Raw genomic sequence first — 15855 nt, 5'->3', positions numbered from 1 at the left:
GACCACCGGCTGTGGTGGCGGCGGCTGGGCCACCGGCGGGGGTGGCGGCGGCGGGGTGGGTCGCGGCGTGGTCGTGGTGGTGCGCGCGGGCGGTGGTGTGGTCGTGGTGACGGGCGGGACCGGCCGCGTGGTGGTGGTGCCGGGCGGGACCGGCCGCGTGGTGGTGGTGCCGGGCGTGGTCGTCCGCGGTGGGATGGTGGTGGGAGCCGGCGTCGTCGTTCGCGGCGGCGTCGTGGTCGTGGGTGCCGGCGTGGTCGTGGTGGTGCCCGGCGGCTTCGTGGTCGGCGGGGTCGTGGTCGGAGCCGTGGTCGTCGGCGGCGTCGTCGTGGTGGTCGTCGGCGGCGTGGTGGTGGTCGGTGTCGGTGTGGGGGTAGGTGTCGGGGTCGGGGTGGGAGTCGGCGTTGGGGTGGGAGTGGGCGTGGGGACGGTCGGCAGGCAGCCGGACGAGTCGATGGTGTGCAGCGGCGGCCGGGACGAGACCTCGGTGACCACGCCGGAACCGTCCATCGCCACCCGCCACAGCGTGCTGCGACCACCGTGCTGGTTGTTGGTGGCGTAGAGCGCGCCCTCCGGGCTGAACGTCACCGCGCCGTACCCGCTCCCACCGGGCAGCCTCCCCACGCCGGGCGCCCGCCGCACCTCGCCGGTGCGCGGGTCGATGGAGACCACGACACCGGGCCCGTGCTCGTGCGTGGCCACGCCGTACAGGAGGCCGTCGGCCGGGTTGACGTCGAAGTCGTCCACGGTCAGGCCGTGCCACGGGCGCAGCAGCACCTTGCGCAGCACGTGCCCGTACAGGGGGCTCTCGGGGTTGATGTCGACCGTGTGCAGCCAAGGCCCGGCCCGCACCACCAGCCGCTCCCCCACCACCACGCCCGCCGTCGCGTTCCGGAGCAGGTGCGACGGGCGGCTCGGCGTGCCGACGAGGCGGCCCGACCGGTCGAGCGCGACGAGCCTGCCGCGGTCGTCCAGGCCGTACACGAGGTCCTGCTCGGCGGAGTAGCCGATGGCGTTCAGCCGCACGTCCAGCTCGCGCAGGGGGGTCGTCGCGCCGGACGGGTACCGGACCTCGTAGACGGTCGACGGACCGCGGTGATCGGCCTCCACCTGGAGGGTCGTGCACACGACCTGGGCGAGCTCCTCGATCATCCGAACCGCTCGACGGCGGCCTCGAAGGCCTCCGGGCTCACGTCGGCGCCACCGCCGAACGGGTTCTGCAGCTGGTACGTGGCGTACAGCAGCAGCGTGACGGTGGCGGCGAACGTGGCGACGATGAGGACGTGGGTGCGGATGCGCGGGCCGCCGAACAGCAGCGGCAGGCAGACGGCCAGCACGCTGCCCGCGATGAGCACGAACCACACCACCGTGTTGACGCCGCTGCCCGCCGCGTCCAGCCGCGCCTGCCGGGCCTCGTAGACCTTCCACAGCTGGTTCGCGGCCTCGGTCTTGCGCTCGACCTGCCACTGGTCGGACGCGGGCGTGCGCGCCACCACCTGGCGCAGCTCGTTGAGCTGGGACCAGCCGTCCGACTCGAAGTCGGTGCCGGCCCGCATGCCCGGCCACTCGTCGTTGATGACGGTGAGGGCGTACTCGCGGGAGAGCTGCCGCACCTCCTGGCCCGCCTCCGGGGACAGCGCCTCGCTCGCCCACGTCGCGGCCACCAGGCCGTCCGCCTCGCGGTACGCCGCGTCACCGGCCTGGGTCACCGCGTCGAACAGGGCGATCAGCACGAACGCCACCAGGACCGCGTGCAGGCCGCCCACCAGCGTGAACACCTGGCCGGCGGCCTCGTTGTTGGCGGTCCTGCCCTCCAGCTCGCCGTACTTGCGGATCACGTAGGCGAGGACGGCGGCGATGACCGCCGCGCCGCCGACCCACAGCAGACCTGTGAGGTAGACGCTCATCAATGCCCTTCCACCACTCGGACCGAATTCCACAGATCCGCGAAATCCACGGTACGAAACTAGTGATGGGAGTTGACCGGGGAGAAGATGATTCATCCGTGCGCACGGCAATGCCAAACGGCCGGGTGAAGCCGGCGCGTCACACGGCTGCGGTGGTCGGGATGGAACCGCCCGGATGCGGTTCAACCCGTCCTATCGGGCTAACGGGTTAAGCCAACCGAGTCACCCCGTGACGGAGGCACGGGGGGAGTGCCCTCCGGCTCACCCCGCGAACAACAGCGCGAGTCCCCCGGACGTGTACCCGACCATGAGCACCAGCAGCGGCACCTGCCCGGTCAGGTGCTTCTCCGGCGGCAGCAGCCGCAACGCCCGGTCGTGCGCGGACACGACGGCCAGCAGGTGCCCGACGAGCACCGCTCCCACCTGCACCGATGCCACGAGCACCGGAGCGGCTGCCGTCTCGTCCGGGGTGAACCCGGTGGCGCCGACCAGGAGCGCGACGGCCCGCTGGCCCTCCACGGCGAGCAGCGAGAAGTAGTGCGCCACCACGTACCCGGCCACGATCGGGACCAGGGAGTGCGCCAGTTCGCCCCCGAACGAGCGGCACGCCGCCAGGTAGGTGCCCGCGACCAGCGCCACGGAGGCCAGGAGCCCCACCCAGTCGGGCACGCCGAGCCGTTCCCAGCTCGGGCTGGAGCCGATGCTGTCGAACGCGGTCGAGCCCAGCAGCACGGCCACCACGGCGACCAGGCCGGGACGCACGGGCGTGGCGACGAGCGCCCGGAACGGGTTGCCGCGCGACGGCGACAGCCGGCCGAGCAGGGTGGAGAACACCTCGAACCCGTCGGCCCGCTCGAACCACGCTCGGCCGAACACCACGCCACCGGCGACGTTCACCGCGGCGTACGCCACCAGGAACCACGGCAGGGCGTCGGGCTCGACCAGTTCGACCCACGTGAACGCCAGCAGTCCGAGCGCGGCGGGCCAGTGCCCCCACCGCTCCGGGTACGGTCGGCCGAGCGTGACGAGCGCGGCCAGGCGCAGCGGGTTCAGCACCCGCCACACCGGCCCCAGCAGCATCGACAGCACCGCCACCCCCACCCAGAGCAGCACGAACACCAGGTGCGGCCACGCCTGCGCGGGCACGAGCACCAGGCCGGCCGCGACCAGCACCCGGACCGGCCACCAGTCGCGCTCGGGTCCGGGCGCGGCGGGGTGGAACCGGGGTTTCGTCCACAGCAGCCCGAGCGCGAGGAACGACGCCAGCAGCGCGACCGCCGCGCCCTGGAGCACCAGGTCCAGCGGCAGCGGCAGGTCGTGCCGCGCGCCGACGCCGTGCGCGAGGACCGTCACCGCACCACCAGTTGCACCAGCAGCGTGTCGGGGTGCGCCTCCACGTCGAACGTGCCGGTCCGGTCCACCGTGAACTCCAGCACGGCGGGCTTGCCCTCCTCGGCCTTGGCCAGCACGTCGATCCCGTGCACGTGGACCTCCACGGGTTCCGCGCTGGTGACGGTCAGCTCGACGGCCTGCCCGCGCACCGCCTCGACCTGCTGCGGCGACGCGTCGTCCACGGAGAGCCGCAGCACCAACGGTTCCGTGGAAGCGGGCGCGGGGGCGGGCGCGGACGTGCAGCCGGCCGGCACGAGCACGGCGAGCGCCGCGAGGGTGGCGAGCAGCAGGACACGGATCACCGGGGTGTTTCCCTTCGCATGGAGTCGAATCCGCCCGCGGCGAGGCCGAGGCCGCCGCCGAGCGTGAGTGCCACGAGCAGCCGGTCCAGGTCGGCGGGACCGGCGAACGGCAGGTGGGAGAACCGGAAGCTGTCGAAGTCCGGGATGCCGGCCACGACGAGCATCGCGCCGACCACGGCCGCCACGAACGCGGTGGCCGGTGCGCGCCGCACCGCCGCCACCACCGCGACCACGGCCAGCGGCCACGCCACCAGGCCGACGCCGCTCGCGCCGAGCAGCAGCGGCAGGAACGGCCGGCCGGTGACGGCGAGCGTCGCGCCGACGGCGTGCCACGCGTGCGCCGCCGTCACCACTACCACGCCGGCGGCGAGGAGCGCGCGACGGCGTCCGAGGAAGTGGCCGCCGACCGCGAGCGCCGCCGTGAACACCAGCCACCACAACGGGTTCGGCCCCGGCGTCGTGACCACCTGGCCGGTGATCACGGACGTGCCGACGGGCACCGCCCACTCCGGCCGGGTGGTGCGCTCGTCGCGGAAGCGGTGGGTCTCGCCCGGCGCCACCACGTGGCCCGCGACCTCGACGGGGACCGCGCCCCCGTTGCGGACCTCCAGCTCGGCCCCGTGGTTGACCATCGCCGCCGTCACGCCGGGCAGCGGCGGTTCGATCCCGGTGACCCGGCTCAGGTGGTCCTGCGGCGCGAGGCCGCCGGCGTGCGCCTGAGCCGGGGCGGCGGTGCCGACCAGCAGGGCGAGCACCAGGAGGACGAGCCTCACCGGCGGGCGGTCGGCACGAGCACCACCGCCACGAGCAGCCCGTGCAGCGCGGCCATGACGGGGGCGCCGGTCCACATCTCGGTGACGCCCGGCGTCGTGCCCTGGTCGATGATGGCGGCCGCGAAGTACGCGGCCCAGGTGACGAAGGACGCGGCGGCGGCGAAGACCCGGTACTCCCTGACCCGGTCCTCGGACGGGCGCAGCTTCAGCAGCAGCACGTCGACGAGCACGCCGGCCACGACGAACCCGATGGCGGTGCTGAGGTTGGTGTAGTTGGCGACGGCCGTGCTGAGCAGCATCACCACGACCGCGAGGAGCGTCGCCGTGCCGAACGGCGGCCGGAACCGGCGGACGATCGCCAGCAGCGGCACCACCATGATCAGGTTGGTGAACATGATCGCGGCGGCGAGCTCCACCGCGTTGCGCGAGCCCTTGCCCTTGTCGAAGGTGAACGCCCTGACGATGTCCTCGCCGGTGAACACGGTCGCGTCGGCGTAACCGGCGAACAGCAGCACCAGCGAGGCCGTGAACGACAGCGCCAGCGCGGCGGGCAGGAACTGCCGGAACGTCGGGCTGACCACGTCGCGGTCGGCCCACGCGGTGCGCAGCGGCGTGGTCAGGATCATGATCATGGACGTGATCAGCGCCAGGTGGGTCGGGCTGAACAGGATGTCGATGCCCTGCTCGATGCCGATGAAGGTGTGCCACAGGTAGTCGCCCGCGCCGGCGGCGGCGAACACGGGCAGCGCGACCACGGCCGGGCCGTAGCCGATCGGGACCGCGTCCAGCCCGCGCAGGCCCTGCTGGTGGTTGCGCCACAGCACCCACAGGATCCACGCGCCGGTCGCGGCGAAGCCCGAGTAGAACACCGCGTGCCACGGCGTGAAGAACGACTCGAGCTCGGGCACGTTCGAGTGCGCCCACGCGTCGAGGAACAACCCGAACGAGAACCACGTCCCGAGCAGCACGGTGATCAGGTCCGTGCGGAAGCCCGCCCTCGGCCGTCCGCGCGCCGGCGTCGGCCGGTCCTCGACTTCAGTACTCCGCCCCAGTTCCATGAGGACGAGCCTGCCGCGCGGCCCCGCCCGCCGGAATCGTGCCAGCACCACCCCGTGGTGCGGTTAACCGCACCGCGGTCACGCGTTGAGGTAGCGGAGGACGGCGAGGACGCGGCGGTGGTCGTGCGGGCTCGCGGACAGGTCCAGCTTGGCGAAGATGCTGGTGCAGTGCTTCTCCACGGTGCGCTCGGCGATGAACAGGCGTTGCGCGATGGCCTGGTTGGTGCGGCCCTCCGCCATCAGCGCGAGCACGGCGCGTTCCCGTTCGGTGAGCCTGCTGTCGCTCTCGTCCCGGCGCCGCACCAGCAGCCGGCTCACCACCTCCGGGTCGAACGCCGAACCGCCCGCGCCGACGCGGCGGATCGCGGCGGTGAACTCGGCCAGGTCCGACACCCGGTCCTTGAGCAGGTAGCCGACGCCGTCCGCGCCGACGTCCAGCAGCTCGGCGGCGTAGCTGACGCGGACGTACTGCGACAGCACCAGGACGCCCGTGGCCGGGTACTGGCGGCGCAGCACCACCGCCGCCCGCAGCCCCTCGTCGGTGTGCGTCGGCGGCATCCGGATGTCCACGATGGCCACGTCCGGCCTGTGCTCGTCGACGGACCTCACCAGCGCGGGCGCGTCCTCGACCGCCGCGACGACGTCGAACCCGGCCTCCGCGAGCAGCCTCGTCAACCCCTCGCGCAGCAACGTGGAATCCTCCGCGATCACGACCCGCACGGCAGCACCACCCGCACGCTCGTGCCCGTCGACGCCGTGCTGACCACCCGCATCGTCCCCCCGTTCGCTTCCACCCGTTCGCTCAGGCCGCGCAGCCCGGAACCCCGGTCCACGTCCGCTCCCCCGCGCCCGTCGTCGTCCACCCGCACGACCAGCTTCCCGTCACCGCCGGTGATGAGGACTTCCGTGCGGGACGCCTCCGCGTGCTTGGCCACGTTCGCCAGCGCCTCCGCCACCACGTAGTACGCCGTGGTCTCCACCAGCGGCGGCACGGCGTCCGGCAGGTTCAGCGTCAGCTCGACGCGCGGCCCGGCCAACGCGGTCAGCTCGCGCACCGCGCCGTGCAGCCCCCGTTCGGTCAGCACGGGCGGGTGGATGCCGTGGCACACCGCGCGCACGTCGTCGATCGTGGCGAGGACGGCCTGCTTGGCCTCGGCGGCGAGGGCGCGGCCGCGGTCCGGCGGCACGGTTTCGGCCAGCCCCAACGTCATCGCGACCGACAGCAGCCGTTGCTGGACGCCGTCGTGCAGGTTGCGCTCCAACCGCCGGCGCTCGTCCTCGGCCGCCCGCAGCACCTTGCCGCGCGACTCGTCCAGCTGCCGCACCTTCGCCCGGAGTTCGGCGGTGAGCCGTTCGTTCTCCAGCGCCAGGCCGACGGCGGCGCACGCGGCGTCCACGAGTTCGAGGTCCAGCACGGGGTCGTGCAGCAGCACGGCGACCGGCGCGCCCGCCCGGTCCACCCGCGTGTGCGCGCAGTCCAGCTCCACGGGCCTGCCGTCCGCGTCGACGTACCGCTCCTGCCCGGCCACCCAGTAGGCGACGCGCAGGCTCGGGTCGTGCAGCGTGGCGGCCAGCGCCTCCTGCACGCCGGCCCGCGCGCTGTCGCCGCTGAGCCGCACCACCAGGTCGGCGACCTCGCCGCGGTCCATCCGGCGGCGCAGCAGGCCGGCGAGGTAGGCGAACGGGATGCCGCTCAACGCGAGCATCAGCACCACGACCGGCGGGTTGAGGCCCGCGCGTTCCACCGGCTCCCACACGACGAACGCGATGATCGCCACCGCGGTCGCGCCGAGCATCGCGGTCAGCGTGCGCCGCTGCGCCATGCTGCTGACCCGCCAGCGGTGCAGTTGCAGGCCCAGCATGCTGATCCCGACGGCGGCGGTCATCGCCGTCTCGCCCTCGATGATCGTGGCGGCCCACGGTTCGCACGGCCGCTCGAACGCCACGCTCAGCAGCGCGCTCTCCAGGTACCCGGCGGCCACCACCAGCCGGCGCGGCACGGTGAGGAGGCGTCCGGTGGGGAAGGCGACCAGCGCGTGGCCGAGGATCGACGGCCACAGCTTGGCCAGGAACATCACCGCGAGCGGCCCGTCGTCGATCGCGTACTCCAGGGCCCAGCCGATCCCGACGAGCACGAACAGCAGCCCGATCCGGTTGCGCGGCTGCGCTCGACGGCTGATGACACCCGCGATCACGAAGACCGCGCTCACCGCGAGGATCGCGGACGGCAGCAGCATGTGCCCAAGGTAGCCGTTGGCCGGTCCGACCCGGACCGCTTTGCCGGCTGGTGGGACTCCGGTGGGGCGCCCGGGCTGGGGCGGGCCGTCAGAACTGCGCTGGTGCGGCGGAAATCCGGTGGGGCGCCCGCGGCGCGAGGCCCCACCGGACCGCGATCGGATCAGAAGGTGAGCCGCCAGGCGTCGATGTAGCCGGTGTCCTGGCTGTACACGTCCTGCACCTTGAGCCGCCACGTGCCGTTGGCGACCTCGGACGACGCGTTCACCGTGTACGTGGTGACGATGTCGGGCGTGCTGGAGCTGCTGGAGTTCTTCAACCGGTAGGTGGAGCCGTCCGGCGCGACGAGATCGATCACCACGTCACCGCCCCACGAGTGCTTGATGTCCACGCCGACCTTCAGGGTGGACGGCGCGTTGCCCGCGACGCCGCTGACGGTCACGTTGCTGTACACGGCCGCGCCCGCGTCGGGGATGGTGACGTTGGTCAGGTTCTCGAACACCTTGCCGGGCGGCTGGGTCGTGCCGCCGAGGTCGGCCGCCGCCTGGTTGATGGCCGCGGCGAACGTGCTGACCTCGGTGTAGACGCCGGGGTTGCCCGGCCGCGCGCACCCGTTGCCGTGGCTGACGATGCCGACCTGGATCCACGCGCCCGCGTTGTCGCGCCGGAACATCGGACCGCCCGAGTCGCCCTGGCACGTGTCGACGCCGCCGTTGGCGAGGTCGCCCGCGCACAGCTCGGCGGCCGGGATCAGGTCGGAGTAGTACGGGTCGGCGTTCTTGCACGTGGTGTCGTCGATGTAGTCGACGTTCGCCTTCATCAGGTAGCGGGACTGGCTGCCACCCTCGCGGGTCGCGCCCCAGCCGGCCACGGTGAACACACCGGTGTTGTAGGCCGCGGTGGTGGCGATCGGCAGATTGGCCGCGCCGGTGATCGGGCCGGCCAGCTTGATCAGCGCCCAGTCGCCGCCGGTCGCCGTGCCGTAGGTCGGGGCGCGGTGCACGTAGGTGGACGTGCGGGTGATCCTGGTCGTGTCCTGGAGGTCCGTCACGCCGTACGTGGCCGTGATGGACGTGTTGTTGCCGGTGCGGCTGACGCAGTGGGCGGCGGTCAGCACGAGCTGGTCGGTCAGCATCGCGCCGCCGCAGCCCATCGACAGCCGGACCATCCACGGGAACTCGCCCTTGGCGGCCTGGGTGCCGCCGACGACCATGGGCGTCGGGTTGCCCGCGTCCGGTGGCGGCGGGGCGGCGATCGCCTGGCCCGCGAACGCGGCCAGGGTGGCGACGATGCCCGCGGCGAGGGCAAGCGTCTTTCTCGCGGTGTTGCGCACGGTGAATCCTTCCCGCGCCCGGCCGGGTCGTGCTCGCAGGGTGGCCGGACGTCGAGATCGCAGGGTGTCGAACAGCCGGCCCCTCAGCCGGCGCGCTCATCGTGCGTGGCGGACAGCCTGCTCACAATCCGTCGATCGACGGGAGTTCTTTCGGCGCGGACCTGCTAAGACGTGTGGTTCTCTGGTGAGTTGTGACGGGGACCGGTTTTGCTTCGGGTGAGGGGCGGTGGCGCGCCCGGCTGGGGACGCTCCGCCAGGTCGTGCGGCAGGAGGTCGTGGCGCGGCAGCCGGCGGCGCACCTGCCCGTCGCGCCGTGCCGCGTGCTGGACGTGGGGTGCGGGCAGGGCACGCAGGCGCTGCGGCCGGCGCGGCTCGGGCACGACGTGACCGGGGTGGACTCGTCGGACGCGCTGCTCGGCGACTTCGACGCCGCCCTGGCGGCCGAAGGTGCCGACGCGCGGGCGCGCGTGTGACTGGTGCCGGGCGACGCCCGAGACCTCGGCACGCTCGCCGGCGGGTACGACGCGGTGCTGTGCCACGGCGTGCTCATGTACTTCCCCGACCCCGCGCCGATCGTGGCCGAGCCGACGGACGTCGTCGCGGCGGGCGGGCTGGTGTCCCTGTTGGTGCGCAACGGCGACGGGCTCGCCATGCGGCCGGGGCTGGCCGGTGACTGGGCGGCGGCGCGGGCGGCGTTCGACGGGGTGTCGTACGGCAACCGCCTCGGGGTGAGCGCCCGCGCCGACCGCCTCGCCGACCTGACCGCCGTGCTCGCCCACCGGCGGCCGGCCGTCCACTCCTGGTACGGGGTGCGGGTGTTCACCGACCACGCGGCCGACGACGCGCCGCTGCCGGACGAGGGGACGCTCGCCGACCTGCTCGACTGCGAGGAGCGTGCGGGTGCGACGGACCCGTACCGGGGCGTGGCGGCGTTGACGCACGTCGTCGCGCGGGCCGGCTTGACTTCCGAAGGTGTGAGTGGTTGATTACTCTCATGCCCGCAGCTCCGAGCGAACGCCGACTCTCCACCGCCGAGGAGCGCCGGGAGACGGTGCTCCGGACCGCCCTCGGCGCGTTCGCCGCCCGCGGCTACTACGGCACCACCACGGGCGAGGTCGCCAAGTCGGCCGGCATCTCGCAGGCCTACGTCTACCGCCTCTTCCCCGACAAGGAAGCGCTGTTCCTGTCCGTGGTCGAGCACTGCTTCGCGCGGATCAGGGAGAGCCTCGCGGACGGGGTCGCGGGCGCCGCGGGCAGTTCGGCGGAGGCGGTCCTGCACGCGATGGGCGACGCGTACGCGCGGCTGATCGCCGAGGAGAACACGCTCCTGCTGGTCCAGATGCACGCCCAGTGCGCGGCCGTGTCGGAACCGGCCGTGCGCGAGGTCGTGCAGCGCGGGTACGCCCGCATGGTGGAGTACGTGCGCGGGGTGTCCGGCGGCAGCGAGCCGCAGGTGCAGGACTTCTTCGCCAAGGGCATGTTGTGCCACCTGGTCGTGGCGGTGGACGCGGACGGGGTCGACGCGCCGTGGGCGCGGACGCTGTCGGCGGGCATCCGCCACTACTGAACCTTCGGACGAGGCCACGTCGCCTCTCGGGGTCGCGAGGGTGAGTGGCCGACCAGTCCAGGAACGCCGGTCGTGGGCGACCGTTGACGCGAAGTCGAGCGGATCTCTACGTTCGGGAGCACACCGCCTCGTCAACGTGGTCGAGGAAAGGGCTTTCCCGTGACAGTGAGTCGACGCGGTCTCCTGCTGGCAGGCGGAGCCGGACTGGCCGCCCTCGGCACGTCCCGGCTCGCCGGGGCCGCCACCTGGGAGACCGTCATCAACGGTTCGTTCGCGAACTACGGCACGTTGGAGTCGGTCTGGAACTACCGCTACCCGTGGGGTTCGGACCACAACGGCACGGCTCGCATGTACGCGAGTCCGTCCGACCACAACCACGTGTACCTCGAAGGGTCGACGCTCGTCCTCAAGGCGACCCGGATCAGCTGGGACGAGGGCACCAGCTCGGCCGACCCGCACCTCCCGATCCGGTACCACTCCGGCGCGGTGCACGCCAAGCAGCACGTGCTGGTCGACGACCGGTTCCCGAACTGGGAGGTGCGGGGCGAGTTCCAGGCGCCGTCGGCCCGCGGCACGTGGCCCGCGTTCTGGCTCACCGGGGTGAACTCGTGGCCGCCGGAGAGCGACATCCTGGAGTACAAGGGTGACGCGCGGAACTGGTCCAACACCTACAAGAACGCCTCCGGCGGGTGGTCGAACACCATCCGGTCGGTGGCCGACCCCGGCGCGTGGCACACCTACCGGGCGTGGATCGCCAAGGTGAACGCCACGGACGTGGACATCCACTACTACCTCGACGGCACGTGGGTCGGGCAGCACCGGGGCGCGAACTTCGTCGGCAAGCCCCTGTGGATCATCATCAACCTCCAGATGGAGGGCTCGTCGGGGTCACCCGGCCCCACCACCCCCACCTACTACCGCGCCCGCAACCTCTACGTCGGCCGCACCCGCGCCTGACGCGTCCGCCGCGCGCCAGCCCGGTCCCAGGGCCGGTGACGGACCGCGGGCCGGCCCGCTCCCGGTCGCGGGAGGCAGGTCGGCCCGCCGCGGCGTCACCGTCACGCGTCGAGGAAGGGGATCAGGTTCTCCTCCTCGTACGCCAGGTGGGCCTCCAGCTCGTCGACCAGCCGGTCGACGTCGTCCCGCAGGGTCGGCGCGTCGGTCCGGTCCAGGGTCTCCTGCAGGCGCGTGAGCAGGTCGGCGATGCGCTCGTGCTCCGCGCCGAGCCGGTCGAGGACCGGCGCCAGCTCCGGGAAGCGCTCGCGCAGCGCCGGGAACGTGCCGCGGTCCTCGGACGTGTGGTGGAAGCGCAGTCCTTGGCACGCGGTCAGGCAGTTCGCCTTCAGCTGCGCGCCGAGCACCGGCTTCGACGCGGCGACCTCGCGGCGGATCGTGGCCAGTTCCCGGCGGAACGCGTCGTGCACGAGCTTCAGCGCGGCGCCCCAGCTCGACGCGTTCGGCGGGCCGCCGGAGACCTGGGTCAGGGCGACGACGGGGATGCGCCGGCTGGTCTTGGCCTGGTACTCGGCCCACCCGGGGTCCGACTCGACGGCGCGGGCCCACATCTCGTCGCGTTCCGGCCCGTCGAGCACGACGGCCTTGGCGTCGTAGGTGAAGACGCCGTCCTCCACCCGCACGACGGGGTTGGCGACGAGGTTGTGGAACCACGCCGGGTGGCGCGGCGAGCCGGCGGCCGACGCGATGACGAGGATGCGGTCGCCGTCGGGCAGGTAGCCCACGGGCGTGGTGTGGCGCTTGCCGGTGCGGGCGCCGGTGGTGGTGAGCAGGATCAGCCTGCCCCCTTCGAAAGGGCCTCCGACGCGGCCCGCGTTGGCACGGAACTCCTCGATCACCTGCTGGTTGAAATCCATTGGCGTTCTCCTGTTTTCGGGCATGCCGAGTCACCGCGGGTGAATTCGCCCGTGGTTTTCGGTGAAGGTTTTGTGGAGGCGCGCGGGCACGGCGCGTGGACCGGCTCGGGCGCGCGGAAACGGTGCGGTGCGGCAGGTGTGCGGGTGCGTCACGCCGACGTGCGTGGAAACCCTGGGAGAAGCGGAGAACGGCGGGCCGCGGGCCCACCCGGCGGTCAAACCGCGGCCGGGTGACTCTCTCGCTCGTGGCTCAAGGCCGACCCGGCAGTCACGGGCGGGAGCTTATCCGGGACTGCGCGGGCGGGCAACTTCCCATTCCCGTGGCACTATCGGAGCCATGTCCCGACTGCCATTCCTGGTGCTCGTCCTGCTGTCCGCGTGCACGCCCGTTCCGGGGCAGCCGGAGCCGGCTCCGTCGCGGTCCGCCGACGCGTGCCCGCACGGCGTCGAGTACGACGTGCTGGCCCAGGAGGCGGCGATGGGTCTGCGCGTGCTGTCGCTGCGGGCGACCAACTGCGGCGCCGAGGCGGTGGAGCTGAACGGCTACCCGTCCGTCACGGTGCTGGACGCCGAGCGCGCGCCGCTGCTCGTGGCGGTCGGGCAGGGGTCGTTCGGGATCTCGGCGGTGACGGCGTTCGACGCCCCGCCGCAGCCGGTCGTGGTGGGGCCCGGCGAGTCGGCGCGGACGGGCTTGTTGTGGCGCAACACCTACACGGACGTGTCCGCGCCGCCGGCGGTCGGCGAGCACCTGGAGATCGCTGTCGCCGCCGGGCGGCCGGCGCAGGTGTACACGCCCCTCGACGAGCACCGCCACCCCGTCACGCTCGACCTCGGCAGCACCGGCAAGGTCGGCGTGATGCCGTGGACCGCGATGACGCCCTGAGCCGGGCGGCCCGAACCAGGCCGGGACCAGGCCCGCATCAGGCCCCGATCAGGCTCGCATCACCGTCGAGATCGGGATGCGCGCGGCGCGCAACGCCGGGACCAGACCGCCGAGGACGCCCGCAACCAGGCCCGCGGCCACGCCCGCCACGCCCGCCTGCCACGGGAACTCGACGCCCTCCAGCGACGGGAACCGCGAGCCGAACAGGGCCAGCCCGACCTTCAGCCCCAGCACGCCCGCCCCGATCGCCAGCGCCGCCGTCAACAGGCCCGTCAGCAACGTCTCGGCCAGCACGATGCCCGCCAGCAGCAACCTCGGCGTCCCCACGGCGCGGCGCAGCGCGAACTCCTCGATGCGCTCGCCGACCGTCGCGAGGCCGACGTTGAGGATGCCCGCCACGCCGATCAGCAGCACGAGCGCCGCCAGGCCGAGGAAGATCCAGCGCAGCACGGCGAGCTGGGTGGACATGCGCTCCAACGTCTCCACCGTGGACACGTGGATGCGGTCGGCCGGGGTGCCCGCCGCGGTGAGCCTGGCCCGCAGGACGTGCTCGACCTCGGTCGCCGTCGGCGTCATGAAGACCTGGAGGCCCGGGCCGGAGTTGCCGCCGGCCATGCTGGTCTCCGGGAGCCAGTTCAGGATCTCGTCGGTGCGCGCGTACGCGGTCGGCCGGTAGCCGCCGTCGTCGATCACGCCGATGATCCGCGGCGTCGGGTTGGCGGTGGCGCCGTCCACCCGCATCTCCGCCGGCACGCGGTACCGGGTGAAGGCCTTCGCGGCCTCCTCGTTCAGCACGAGCCGCGGCGCCAGCGACGGTTCGCCCGCGAAGTCCAGCCACTCCCCCTGCGACGGGCGGAACGGGCGGAACTGGCGGATGTCACCGCTGAGGCCCACCAGTTCCAGCTCCACCGCCTGGCCCTGCGGCGCGCCGGCGTCGCCCTCGTCCACGGCGTAGCAGCCGTTCATGTCGCACGTCATCGAGCCGCCGTAGCCGCCGGGCTGGTCGATCGACCCGCCGCCCTCGTTGACCGGACGCACGCCCGGCTCGCCGATGATCGCGCGCGTGCTGGTCATGGCGACCGCGTCGGTGCGGCCCCGCAGCACCTCCAGCGCCACCGGCACGGTCCGCCCCTCCGGCGACAGGTACATCTGCCGGGTGCCGTCCTTGCCCTGCGACAGCTCGACGTCCGAGAGCATGGCCCGGTTCGCGATCTCCGCGCCCGCCTGCACCACCACCACGGCGAGCACGCCGAGGAACAGGCTGATCATCGACAGGAACGTGCGCAGCTTGCGGGCCCGGATGCCCTGGCCGCCGATGATCACCGACGCGCGCAGCCTGCCCGAGAGCCGGATCACGCGACCACCCGCCGCGGGCCGGGTTCAGCACGCCGTCGGACAGCTGGAAGACGCGGCCCATCTTCGCCGCGTGGTCGTGGTCGTGGGTGACGAGCACGAGCCCGCAGCCCTGGTCGGTGGCCTGGCGCAGCACCTCGACCACGAGGTTGCCGGTGTCGGTGTCCAGCGCGCCGGTCGGCTCGTCGGCGAGCAGGATGCGCGGTTCCCGCACCAGGGCGCGGGCGATCGCCACGCGCTGCTGCTCGCCGCCGGACAGCCGGGGCGGCTTGTGCTTGGCCAGGTGGCCGATCCCGACGCGCTCCAACGCGGCCAGCACCTTGGCCTTGCGCTTGCGCCTCGGCAGCCAGCCCTGGCCGTTGACCAGGGCCATCGCCACGTTCTGCGCCGCCGTCAGGTGCTTGAGCAGGAAGAAGCGCTGGAACACGAACCCGAACTCGGCGCTGCGCAGCGCGGCGGCCCTGCGCTCGGGGATCTTCGTGATGTCCCGGTCCCCCAACAGGTACTGGCCGCCGTCGGGCCGGTCGAACAGGCCGATCAGGCTGAGCAGCGTGCTCTTGCCGGAGCCGGAGCGGCCCAGGATGGCGACGCTGTCGCCCGCGTGCACGGTCAGGTCGACGCCGGCGAGGATGGTGCGCGGCTCGTCCTGGCCCTTGAGGGTCTTCGTCACGCCGGTGAGGCGGATCAGCGGGGCCGCGGGCGGGACGTCGTGCGGCGGGACGTGAAAGGGGACGTGCGGCGGGACGGGCATCGGCGACGTGGTCACTTCGACCCCGTCTCGGGGCCGCCCCGGCCGTCGGGCTCGGCGGGCGGCAGGTTCGGACCCGGCACGGCCAGCGTCTCGTCGCCCGTCAGACCGGACTTGATCTCCACGACCTTGCCGTCGGTGAGGCCGAGCTCGACGTCCTTCGTCTCCTTCGCCCCGTCCGGCCCGACCACGTCGACCTTGCCGCGGCCCTGGCCGCCCGCCACCGCCTCGACCGGCACGACCAGCGCGTTCTGCGCGGTCGCGGTGACGAGCTCCAGCGTGGCGGCGGCGCCGTTGATCAGCTTCACGTCGGCGGGCGCGGTGCAGACCAGGCGCAGGCCGGTCGGCTGCGACGACGTCTCGGGCTCGCGCGGTTCCTGCGGCGCGGGAGGTGCGGGCGGCGCGGGCGCGTTGCTGCCGCCGGGCGGGTCGGCGG

At 73.2% G+C, this 15855-nt stretch carries 14 protein-coding genes and 4 pseudogenes; 4 read left to right on the top strand and 14 right to left on the bottom strand.

Annotated features, from left to right (window positions below; all coding sequences use genetic code 11):
* From ACFQ3T_RS25930 to ACFQ3T_RS25885, 10 genes and pseudogenes are all read right to left on the bottom strand, one after another.
* The coding region (locus tag ACFQ3T_RS25930; protein WP_380726794.1) for a DUF6923 family protein at nucleotides 1–1149 on the bottom strand (1149 nt) is incomplete at its 3' end.
* Complete coding sequence (locus tag ACFQ3T_RS25925; RefSeq protein WP_380726792.1) at nucleotides 1146–1904, bottom strand: bestrophin-like domain; 759 nt, start codon at nucleotides 1902–1904, stop codon at nucleotides 1146–1148. The genes ACFQ3T_RS25930 and ACFQ3T_RS25925, both read right to left, overlap by 4 nt.
* 261 nt (nucleotides 1905–2165) lie before the next feature.
* Nucleotides 2166–3257, bottom strand: a complete 1092-nt coding sequence (locus ACFQ3T_RS25920; protein WP_380726790.1) for a hypothetical protein — start codon at nucleotides 3255–3257, stop codon at nucleotides 2166–2168.
* On the bottom strand, nucleotides 3254–3598 hold the full coding sequence (locus tag ACFQ3T_RS25915) for a cupredoxin domain-containing protein (protein ID WP_380726788.1): 345 nt from the start codon (nucleotides 3596–3598) through the stop codon (nucleotides 3254–3256). The genes ACFQ3T_RS25920 and ACFQ3T_RS25915 overlap by 4 nt, the downstream gene beginning before the upstream one ends.
* Entirely contained in the window at nucleotides 3595–4371 is a 777-nt protein-coding gene (locus ACFQ3T_RS25910; RefSeq protein WP_380726787.1) for a hypothetical protein, read from the bottom strand. Before ACFQ3T_RS25910 ends, ACFQ3T_RS25915 begins: the two co-directional genes overlap by 4 nt.
* Nucleotides 4368–5477, bottom strand: a complete 1110-nt coding sequence (locus ACFQ3T_RS25905) for a hypothetical protein (RefSeq protein WP_380726785.1) — start codon at nucleotides 5475–5477, stop codon at nucleotides 4368–4370. Before ACFQ3T_RS25905 ends, ACFQ3T_RS25910 begins: the two co-directional genes overlap by 4 nt.
* 30 nt (nucleotides 5478–5507) lie before the next feature.
* Nucleotides 5508–6149 carry a response regulator gene (locus ACFQ3T_RS25900; RefSeq protein WP_380726783.1) on the bottom strand — a complete coding sequence of 214 codons (642 nt, stop codon included), beginning with the start codon at nucleotides 6147–6149 and terminating at the stop codon, nucleotides 5508–5510.
* Nucleotides 6137–7666: a sensor histidine kinase gene (locus ACFQ3T_RS25895; protein ID WP_380726781.1), complete on the bottom strand. Its 1530-nt coding sequence runs from the start codon at nucleotides 7664–7666 to the stop codon at nucleotides 6137–6139. The genes ACFQ3T_RS25900 and ACFQ3T_RS25895 overlap by 13 nt, the downstream gene beginning before the upstream one ends.
* A 161-nt stretch (nucleotides 7667–7827) precedes the next feature.
* The gene (locus ACFQ3T_RS25890) at nucleotides 7828–8106 is read right to left on the bottom strand and encodes a proprotein convertase P-domain-containing protein (RefSeq protein ID WP_380726796.1); all 279 of its coding nucleotides are present in this window, start codon (nucleotides 8104–8106) and stop codon (nucleotides 7828–7830) included.
* A gap of 87 nt (nucleotides 8107–8193) precedes the next feature.
* Nucleotides 8194–8997 (bottom strand): annotated as a pseudogene (locus tag ACFQ3T_RS25885) (S1 family peptidase); the annotation flags it as partial.
* Between the two features lie 191 nt (nucleotides 8998–9188).
* Between ACFQ3T_RS25885 and ACFQ3T_RS25880 the strand changes: the two are divergent.
* From ACFQ3T_RS25880 to ACFQ3T_RS25870, 3 genes and pseudogenes are all read left to right on the top strand, one after another.
* A pseudogene (locus ACFQ3T_RS25880) lies at nucleotides 9189–9983 on the top strand (class I SAM-dependent methyltransferase).
* An 8-nt stretch (nucleotides 9984–9991) separates the two neighbouring features.
* Nucleotides 9992–10564 (top strand): TetR/AcrR family transcriptional regulator, encoded by a 573-nt coding sequence (locus tag ACFQ3T_RS25875; RefSeq protein ID WP_380726779.1) that lies wholly within the window; start codon nucleotides 9992–9994, stop codon nucleotides 10562–10564.
* Between the two features lie 159 nt (nucleotides 10565–10723).
* Entirely contained in the window at nucleotides 10724–11521 is a 798-nt protein-coding gene (locus ACFQ3T_RS25870) for a family 16 glycosylhydrolase (RefSeq protein WP_380726777.1), read from the top strand.
* A gap of 101 nt (nucleotides 11522–11622) precedes the next feature.
* On the opposite strand, the gene ACFQ3T_RS25865 is transcribed toward ACFQ3T_RS25870, so the two are convergent.
* Complete coding sequence (locus ACFQ3T_RS25865; protein WP_380726776.1) at nucleotides 11623–12435, bottom strand: nitroreductase/quinone reductase family protein; 813 nt, start codon at nucleotides 12433–12435, stop codon at nucleotides 11623–11625.
* A gap of 337 nt (nucleotides 12436–12772) precedes the next feature.
* Here ACFQ3T_RS25865 and ACFQ3T_RS25860 point away from each other — a divergent pair, with 337 nt between their 5' ends.
* Nucleotides 12773–13318, top strand: coding sequence for a DUF4232 domain-containing protein (locus ACFQ3T_RS25860; RefSeq protein WP_380726774.1), 546 nt, complete (start codon nucleotides 12773–12775; stop codon nucleotides 13316–13318).
* Nucleotides 13319–13366: 48 nt separating this feature from the next.
* Here the strand turns inward: ACFQ3T_RS25860 and ACFQ3T_RS25855 are convergent, their stop codons facing one another.
* The 3 genes and pseudogenes from ACFQ3T_RS25855 to ACFQ3T_RS25845 all read right to left on the bottom strand — a co-directional run.
* Complete coding sequence (locus tag ACFQ3T_RS25855; RefSeq protein ID WP_380726772.1) at nucleotides 13367–14674, bottom strand: ABC transporter permease; 1308 nt, start codon at nucleotides 14672–14674, stop codon at nucleotides 13367–13369.
* Nucleotides 14675–14906: 232 nt separating this feature from the next.
* A pseudogene (locus ACFQ3T_RS25850) lies at nucleotides 14907–15422 on the bottom strand (ABC transporter ATP-binding protein); the annotation flags it as partial.
* Between the two features lie 11 nt (nucleotides 15423–15433).
* A pseudogene (locus ACFQ3T_RS25845) lies at nucleotides 15434–15855 on the bottom strand (efflux RND transporter periplasmic adaptor subunit); the annotation flags it as partial.

The organism is Saccharothrix hoggarensis, assembly GCF_042678885.1.
GTDB classification, from domain to species: domain Bacteria; phylum Actinomycetota; class Actinomycetes; order Mycobacteriales; family Pseudonocardiaceae; genus Actinosynnema; species Actinosynnema hoggarensis.
Note: the sequence above shows the minus strand (reverse complement) of the source record. Positions and strands in the feature narration are given on the sequence as shown.